General features: G+C 36.6%; 8 protein-coding genes and 1 pseudogene. 3 read left to right on the plus strand and 6 right to left on the minus strand.

The window, feature by feature from the left end; translation table 11 throughout:
• A pseudogene (locus tag RT405_RS00485) lies at positions 1-507 on the plus strand (NERD domain-containing protein); the annotation flags it as partial.
• A 297-nt stretch (positions 508-804) separates the two neighbouring features.
• Here the strand turns inward: RT405_RS00485 and RT405_RS00490 are convergent.
• The 6 genes from RT405_RS00490 to RT405_RS00515 form a co-directional block, all read right to left on the minus strand.
• Positions 805-2,691 (minus strand): ABC transporter ATP-binding protein, encoded by a 1,887-nt coding sequence (locus tag RT405_RS00490; RefSeq protein ID WP_313466737.1) that lies wholly within the window; start codon positions 2,689-2,691, stop codon positions 805-807.
• Positions 2,681-4,417, minus strand: coding sequence for an ABC transporter ATP-binding protein (locus RT405_RS00495; protein WP_313466738.1), 1,737 nt, complete (start codon positions 4,415-4,417; stop codon positions 2,681-2,683). Before RT405_RS00495 ends, RT405_RS00490 begins: the two co-directional genes overlap by 11 nt.
• 18 nt (positions 4,418-4,435) lie before the next feature.
• A complete protein-coding gene (locus RT405_RS00500; protein ID WP_313466739.1) occupies positions 4,436-4,882 on the minus strand; it encodes a MarR family transcriptional regulator in 447 nt (148 codons plus the stop codon).
• Positions 4,883-5,040: 158 nt separating this feature from the next.
• The gene (locus RT405_RS00505) at positions 5,041-6,021 is read right to left on the minus strand and encodes an aldo/keto reductase (protein WP_313466740.1); all 981 of its coding nucleotides are present in this window, start codon (positions 6,019-6,021) and stop codon (positions 5,041-5,043) included.
• A gap of 173 nt (positions 6,022-6,194) precedes the next feature.
• Positions 6,195-6,779, minus strand: coding sequence for a class I SAM-dependent methyltransferase (locus RT405_RS00510; RefSeq protein WP_313466741.1), 585 nt, complete (start codon positions 6,777-6,779; stop codon positions 6,195-6,197).
• 53 nt (positions 6,780-6,832) lie between these two features.
• Entirely contained in the window at positions 6,833-7,261 is a 429-nt protein-coding gene (locus RT405_RS00515) for an Rrf2 family transcriptional regulator (protein WP_313466742.1), read from the minus strand.
• A gap of 383 nt (positions 7,262-7,644) precedes the next feature.
• Here RT405_RS00515 and RT405_RS00520 point away from each other — a divergent pair, with 383 nt between their 5' ends.
• Both RT405_RS00520 and RT405_RS00525 read left to right on the plus strand, forming a co-directional pair.
• Positions 7,645-8,430, plus strand: a complete 786-nt coding sequence (locus RT405_RS00520; RefSeq protein WP_313466743.1) for a DeoR/GlpR family DNA-binding transcription regulator — start codon at positions 7,645-7,647, stop codon at positions 8,428-8,430.
• Positions 8,414-9,021, plus strand: a 608-nt coding sequence (locus RT405_RS00525; RefSeq protein ID WP_313466794.1) for an aminopeptidase P family N-terminal domain-containing protein, incomplete at its 3' end; no start/stop codon positions are given. The genes RT405_RS00520 and RT405_RS00525, both read left to right, overlap by 17 nt.

Here is a 9,021-nt window from a genome sequence, read left to right on the forward strand (position 1 = left end):
TCCCAAGTTGTTTTCATTAATTCCGACTTTTATTTGTACCAGTTGACTCGGGATAAGCCGTTCTTGTTTGCCAACCAGCTAACTCATCACTTTGACTGCATAGGGAAAAAGCAGAGCTTTATAAAAGAAACTCCTAAGCGGCTTGCTAGCCAGTTATGTGACTTGCATATTGCAAACTACCGCCCTCCCAATTTGCCGAAATATAATTTTGATACTCTTAAGAAAGGGATATTCTGTCCGAAATGTTGTTCGTTTGAACACATTGATACACGAAATAACCGTCTTTGCTCTTCTTGTGGTCATAAAGAAACTATCGCAAAAGCCATCAAACGTTCAGCAGAGGAATTTCATCTCCTCTTTCCTGAAGTAAGTGTTACAAAGCACCTTATTCATGAGTGGTGTGGAGGAAAGTACAATAAACAGCGTATTCAAAGAGTATTGAGCAGCAATTACATTTCGCAGGGCAACTGCAAGTCAACTTATTATGAAGTAAATTCTCCATATTGATCAAATGAAACATGAATCGAGATTTCACTTGATTAATAGAGTATGTTTACTGATGAAATGAGTGCCGAGCAAGTCACAGTTTGATTAATAAGCAGGACTATTGATGAAATGAACAACAAAGCAGCATCCTCTTTGACTAATAAACTGTCTTATTAATGAAATGAGCTACAAAGCTAAGCTTCATTTGACTAATAAACACCACCAAGACAAATTAAAAAGGCTCTATTGAAGAAAATTATCATCTTCAATAAAGCTTTTTTATCTCTTTAAATAAAGATTGGCATAAAAAGGCATTACTTAATTCATTTCAAACGCACCCGTATACAATTGATAATATTCGCCTTTTTGCGCAATCAACTCTTCATGATTTCCTCTTTCAATGATTCGCCCTTGGTCCATGACCATAATTGCATCTGAATTTCGTACCGTTGAAAGCCGGTGAGCAATGACAAAGACTGTTCTTCCTTTCATCAATGCATCCATTCCGCTTTGAACAACTGTTTCTGTTCGTGTGTCAATGCTTGAAGTCGCTTCGTCAAGGATCAGAACTGGCGGGTTCGCGACTGCTGCTCTCGCAATGGCGAGCAACTGTCTTTGTCCCTGAGAAAGCGAACCACCATCACCTGTTAATTCTGTCTCATACCCCTGCGGCAATTGCCGAATAAAAAAGTCAGCATTCACTAATTTTGCAGCTGCTTCAACTTCTTCATCAGTGGCATCTAATCTGCCATACCGAATATTATCTTTGATCGTTCCTGTAAATAAATGTGTATCCTGTAAAACGACGCCTAAAGACTGTCTTAAATCCTCTTTTTTGATTTTTTTAATATCGATCCCGTCATAAGTGATCGATCCTTGCTGAATATCATAAAAGCGATTGATTAAATTAGTGATTGTCGTTTTCCCAGCTCCTGTTGCTCCAACAAAAGCAATTTTTTGACCGGGTTTTGCAAACAGATTAATATCGTGAAGAATCGTTTTATTGGCATTATATCCAAATGTTACATCATTAAAACGCACATCTCCTATTAATTCGGTATAAGTTGTCTTATGGTCAGCAGTCGTTTGTTTCCAAGCCCAGCTGCCTGTACGTTGCTGAACTTCTTCAACTTTCCCGTCAGGCATTTTAGTGATATTAACTAGCTTGTTCGTTCCATCGTCTTCTTCAGGCGTTTCGCTCAATAAATTAAAAATCCGTTCTGCGCCCGCTAATGACAAAATAATCGCATTAAACTGCTGCGAAATTTGTGCTACCGGCATGGTAATGCTTTTCGTGAATTGAACAAAAGACGCAATACTTCCTACGGTTAGTACTGTGACGCCTGTAATCGAAAAAATTGAGCCAATTACAGCCGTTAACAAATACGTAAAATTTCCAATGTTTCCCATGATCGGCATTAAAATATTGGCATACGTATTGGCTTTTGTCGCATTTTCTCTAAGATTTTCATTCAATTGACTAAAATCAGCAATTGCTTCTTCTTCATGGTTAAAGACTTTTACAACCTTTTGGCCTTCAATCATTTCTTCTACGTACCCATTTAATGTTCCCAATGCCGCTTGTTGAATCGAGAAGTAGCGACTACTTTTACTGCCGATTGTACGAACCACGACAACCATCACACCAATCATACATAAGACAAATAAGGTCATTGGTATATTGATAATGAACATGGCAATGATAATCGATAAGATCATAATCAATGAAGAAAAAATCTGCGGAATCGATTGGCTGATCATCTGCCTCAGCGTATCAATATCGTTCGTATAATGACTCATAATGTCGCCGGTCGCATGGCTGTCGAAATAACGAATCGGCAAAGATTCCATATGCGTAAACAATTCATCCCGAATATCTTTTAAGGTTCCTTGTGATACTGTCACCATGGTGCGATTAAAGATATAAGTGAACAAAGCACCGGTTAAATACAACAGTGCCATTATACCAATGATTCGAGCTAAATTTGAAAAATCAGGTGTTGCTTGCGTCAGCAAAGGGGCAATATAATCATCAATCAACGTTTTTGTAAAGCTGATGCCAATCGCATTAGTAGCTGCACTAATGATAATACTGACAATTACGATAAGTATCCGTATTTTATATTTTTTAGTTGCATAGGAAAGAATGCGTTTAAATGTTTTCAATGGATTAGCAGCCGTTTTCTTACTCGGTTTATTCTTCAATGATCGTCCCTCCCTTTACTTGAGAATCGAATACTTCTTGATAGATGACATTATTTTCCAGCAATTCGTTATGCGTCCCTATACCATTGATTTTTCCTTCATCTAGTACGATAATCCGGTCCGCATCTTGAATAGAAGAAATACGCTGCGCTACAATAATTTTTGTTGTATTTGGAATTTCTTCTATAAAGGCTTTTCGAATATATGCATCTGTTTTCGTATCTACAGCACTGGTCGAATCGTCTAAAATCAAAATCTTCGGCCGTTTTAATAAGGCCCGTGCAATTGTTAATCGTTGTTTTTGACCCCCCGAAACGTTTGACCCACCTTGATCCAGCACGGTTTCATATCCATCGGGAAAGGCTTGAATAAAATCATCTGCTTGCGCTAATTTGGCAACCCGCCGCACTTCCTCTTCAGAAGCGTCTTTATTTCCCCATCTCAAGTTGTCAATTATCGTTCCTGAAAATAAGGTATTTTTTTGCAGTACCATTGCAATCTGGTCACGCAAGGTCACTAAATCATAATCTTTGACGTTATGTCCTGAAACAGATACTTCTCCTTCAGTCACATCATACAATCTTGGAATCAACTGAATAAGCGTACTCTTTCCACTACCTGTTCCGCCAATGATCCCTATCGTCTCGCCCGACTGGATGGTTAAATTAATGTGACTTAAGTCGGCCTCTTCTGAACGTTGAGTGTATTTAAATTGAACATTTTTAAATGCAATGTCGCCATTTTCAATGGTCGTCAGCGGCTTCTCAGGATTTCTCAATGTTGCTTTTTCATTCAGAACTTCAGCCACCCGTTCTACCGAAGCTTCGGAAATCACGATCATCACAAAAATCATGGAAATCATCATGACACTGCTTAAGATTTGCATCATATACGTAATAAAACTCGTTAACTCGCCGGTACTCATTGTTCCGCCGACCACGTATTTTGCCCCAAACCAATAAACAAGCAGCAGACAAGAGTAAATAGCCAGTTGCATAACGGGAGCACTAAATGCAATAATTTTTTCTGCTTTCATAAATAAACGTTTAATATTTTCAGAGGCTTCTTTAAATTTTTCAATTTCTTTCTCTTCTCGAACGAATGATTTTACCACACGTACACCGTTGATATCCTCTTGTACGGTTTGATTCAATCGATCATATTTTTTAAAGACTTTTATAAAATAAGGATGTACCCGATAAATCAACCCGACTAAAATAATGCCTAAAACTGGAACAATAAATAAAATTGTTAAGGATAATTTCAAATTCGTATAAGCAGCCATTCCAAAGGCAAAAGCAATCATAAACGGTGCACGAATAATCGTTTTGAGAACCATTTGAAAAGCCATTTGAATATTTGTAATATCTGTCGTAAGCCTTGTAATCAGACTAGATGAGGAGTATTTATCAATATTATCGAAGGCAAAGGTTTGAACGTTTTCGTAGATGTCTTGACGCAGATTTGTCGAAAGCCCTACTGCGGCATCCGAAGAAAATTTTCCGCCCAATACGCCAAACAGCATGGAGAAACAAGCCATTACAAACATTAAAGAGCCTATTTTTAAAACATAAGCCATATCTCTTTCGAGTAAGCCCTTATCAATAATTTTTGCCATAAGAAAAGGAATAAAAATCTCCACCGCAACTTCTAACGCCATAAACAGCATGGTTAAAAATGAGGGCTTTTTATATTGCCGCAATGATTTTATTAAAGTTTTATACATGATTTGTTTTCTCTCCTTTTAACTAAGCAAATGGGCTTGCTCCATTAAATTGTGTATCCGGTAAATCGTTTTAATCGTCAAGCGGATGTCTTCATCTGGAACGTCTTTTAAAATCTGACTATTTTTGCGATGGAAATCGTGGACCATTTTTTGATGTAATGCTAAGCCTTTTTTAGTTAAACGGATGTTCACCACGCGTTTATCTTCCAGATTAGCTTCTTTCTTAATATAGCCTTGTTTTTCTAACGTGGTGATATTTTTTGTAATACTCGGCAACGTTACACCAATTGCCTCAGCAATATCGCTTACGCGCACTTCTTCCAGTTTCATAGATAAATTATACAGTATTTTGATAATATAAATGTGTCTCTTTTGCACTTCATGAGGCGGATCAGGCAAAAATTGAATCGTTTGTTTTGCACACATGCAAGCATCAATGTATTCTTCAGATAGTTGACTATCCATGTTTTCTCTCTCCTTCCAATTCAAGTTACTTAAAATAATTACTATAGGTAACTATTTTAGCGCAAAAAAGAATAAATAGATAGATAACTCTATTTATTCTTATAAGTTTATTTTATAGCGTGTTTTACAGTACACGAGTACAATTTCATTCAAACGTTCTATGAAAATCCAACTATGCCATGTGGAATATAAGGTTCTTCTAGAAAAATAATATCTTCTGGAGTGAGTCTAAAATCAACCGCTGCAGCTGCTGTTTCAATGTGTTCAAGTTTAGTAGCTCCGACGATTGGTGCTGCTACACCTTCTTTTTGCAAAAGCCAAGCTAGAGCTATATGCACACGGCTGACTTGATAATGTTCAGCTAATTGTGCTACTCTTTCAATAATGAGACGATCCTTATCAGCTGTTTCATCGTATTTAGAACGTGCGATGCTATCTGTTTCTGTGCGTTTAGTCTGAACAGATAAATCTCGTGTCAAACGACCTGAAGCTAAAGGACTATATGGAGTTAAAGAGACCCCTTCAGACAAAGAATAAGGGATCATTTCTCGCTCTTCTTCCCGATAAATTAAGTTTAGATGATTTTGCATAGAAATAAATTCAGTCCATCCGTTTTGCTTTGCAATGTTTTGAGCTTTTTGGAACTGCCAAGCATACATGGATGAAGCCCCAATATAGCGGGCTTTTCCGGATTTTACAATATCATGTAGGGCTTCCACAGTCTCTTCAATCGGCGTATTGTAATCCCAACGATGAATAATATAAAGATCGACATAGTCCATTTGCAGCCGTTTTAAACTTTGGTCAATTTGAGAAAGAATCGCTTTTCGTGAAAGTCCTCCACCATTCGGTCCCTCAAACATCTGTCCATGTACTTTTGTAGCGACGACAATCTCATCTCGATTTGCATAGTCTTTCAATGCTCTCCCCAAAATCTCTTCACTTTTTCCAAGAGAATAAATATTCGCAGTGTCAAAAAAATTTATGCCAAGCTCCAAAGCTCTTTTGATAATTGGGCGACTTTTCTCTTCATTTAACACCCATTTGTGAATCCATTTTTCTGGGTCTCCAAAACTCATGGCTCCTAGACAAATTCTTGAAACGTCCATTCCTGTATTTCCTAATTTTGTGTATTCCATTTTTTCCCCTCCTTCACTAGTACTCAAGCGGTTATTTCTTATAGCGTTTCTAATGAGCGGTTGATCGCCTGAATCAAAATCAATTTAATAACTTCGCTACTTATCTATTAAGATATACCTTTGAGTTAACTCGAAGTCAAGTAAAACCATCTTTTTATTCAAGTAGATAGTGCTTATTGTTTCTTTTGGGCAATGATAACGTAAATGGCATCAGTGGGGTGGAATTTCTTGCTGATTTCAAACCCTGTTTGCTCTAGCTGTTTTTCCATTGTAGCTGAAGCGATTCTTGGGAGATGACTTTCATTTTTCTCCTCTTCTAATTCCACACAGACAAATGTGCCTTTTGCTTTAAGTACTTGGTTAATGAACTGTAAAGTCTCAGATAAAGGATTTATTTCATGAAGGACTAATGAAGCTAAGACAATATCTACTGAATTGGCTGATAAAGGCAACTCTTTCATATCTTTTTGAATAGTCTGGATATTTTTAAGACCTTCATCCTCAGCTCTAGACTGGATGAGTTGCAGCATTTTAGGGTCTATATCAAGTGCATAAACCAGACCATCGGTTACTTTAGCAGCCGGTATCGTTAAAAATCCTGTTCCTGCCCCTATATCTAAAATAGTGTCGTTAGCATTAATTGAAACTTGTTTCAGCAGCTGTTCTGGCGGAAATCCTTCTCTTCTTTTCATATTGTCTAGCGACGCGACTTTTTTTGCAAAATTATCCTCGTGATGTGAGTGGTTATGTTTATTCATATTCATTCTCCTCAAATTAACTATTTGGTGATCAAGTTTGTTTTTTTGTTTCTTTAATTCTCTTTATTTTTTGTACTGTTCATGTGATGTTGCTCCATTTTATAGACCATATCCATCAGGTACTGATGACTGAGTTCGTCTTTCATGTTTTGTTCTGCTTTTGCCATAACACTTTCGATCATGCAGCCTTCATTGTGATTCATAGAACAGCTAAATAAACTGGAATCCCCTTCAATGGCTTTTATCACATCTAAAAATGAGATACTATCTTTTGGTTCAGAAACCCGATAGCCTCCCTTCACTCCCCGAACCGATTCTATTAATCCAGCTTGAGCAAGCTTTGTTAATATTTTTGATAAATAAGTGGGCGAAAGTTTTTGTATCTCTGCCAAACTTTGAACACCTATTCTATCTCCTTCAGGCAACGTCATTAAATACACCATCGTATGCAAGGCATTGTCAGTAGCTTTTGAATATTTCATCATTTCCCTCCTTATTAAAGATATTAAAGACTATGAATATCTTTAATTGACTTTCATCTTATCATTTAGCAGTAAGTGGGTCAACTCCATCTTTTATTACTACCTCTAGGCTTCTCCATTAAAAACTTTTTTACGAGTTGCATCTCGGCTATTAGTCAAGCTTACTTATTCACTGATGAAAATTGCTTGCTTATGCTCACTATTTTAAACCCTTTGAATAACGATATAAGGAAAAGGACATTTTTTTAAAAACTGATAAAGATACACAACTTAAAATAACATAATTCAAACATTATGTTATTTTAAGTTGTTTTTATTTTATTAAATGTTACAATAGGTTTAAAGAAAGTAATACCGTTTTATTTGGATAAGGGGGTGTTCAATTGAATCAAGTTAAAAGACAAGAACTGATCCTCAATTTGGTGAAAATCAATGGCGAGGTGACAACAAAAGAATTAGCAGATGAATTAAATGTCTCAATGATGACGGTTAACCGAGATTTAAAAGAAATTTCTAAATGGGAAGAAATTCAATTAGTCCATGGTGGAGCAATTTATAGGAAAGATGCCACACTTGAAAATCCTATCTCGATTAAAGAAGAAGTGAGTATTCACGAGAAAAAAATGATTGCCAAGTTTTGCCGAGCCTTAGTTAAACCAGGAAGTTCTGTTTTTATTGAAACCGGTACGACTACGTTAGCTGTTGCAAGAGAATTATTCAATATCGAAAATTGTCAATTTTATACTAATTCATTATTGGTTATGAATTCATTAGCTAAATATGAAGACATCCAGTTGCATTGTCTCCCTGGAAAGTACCGTGACCTTTCAAAAGGCTTTTTAGGCTTAGAAACTACTGACTTTGTCAAAAATTTCAATTTTGATATTGCCTTTATTGGCGCAGAAGGCATTACTGCCGACTCAGGAGTCTCCTTGCCAAATGAAGAGGATGCATTTACCAAAAAAGCCATTATGAAACAAGCTAAAAAAAATGTACTCGTCGCTGACCATAAAAAGTTTGGTCTCTCTTATCTTCATAAAATAGGTGAGTTTTCTGACTTTGATATGATCGTCACGGACTTGGAAAGCGAAAATCTCGAATTTAAAGAAATTAGCAATTTAACCAACATAAAATCTGTTAGAAAAGAGGAAAATAAAAATGAACATTAATTTAACTCCTGTAACGTTGCCTACTATCCATTCCAACCCTCAGTCTGTGATATTAACGGACGAAACCATGGCTGCTAGAAAAACAAATTTTTTAAAACAAATGAAAGTCAATTCAATCGATACAGCCATTATTTATGCTGATCGTGAACATGGAGCTAACTTCGAGTACCTTACTGGCTTTATTCCGCGTTTTGAAGAAGCTTGCTTGGTGGTCCATGCAAATGGCGACAGTTATTTATTATTAGGAAATGAAAACTTAAAGCTAGCTGAACATTCTAGAATTAAGGCTAAGGCAATTCATGTTCCTTTCTTCTCTCTTCCAAACCAACCGATGGCAGGAGAAAAGAAGTTGGAAAACTTCTTTGAAGAAAGCCAGATCAAACCAGATGCTCAAATCGGAATCATTGGCTGGAAACTCTTTACTGCCAGCAGTTACGATAATGCTGATTTATTTGATTTACCTTTTTACATCATAGACTGTTTATTAAACTATGTGTCGAATAGAAGCCAATTAAAAAACTTCACGTTTTCTTTGAGCTCTCCAGAAGGCGGATTGCGTACAATGCATAATGCCAATGAAATCGCTCATTA

It is taken from the genome of Carnobacterium sp., from assembly GCF_032094055.1.
In the GTDB taxonomy this organism is placed as follows: Bacteria; Bacillota; Bacilli; order Lactobacillales; family Carnobacteriaceae; genus Carnobacterium_A.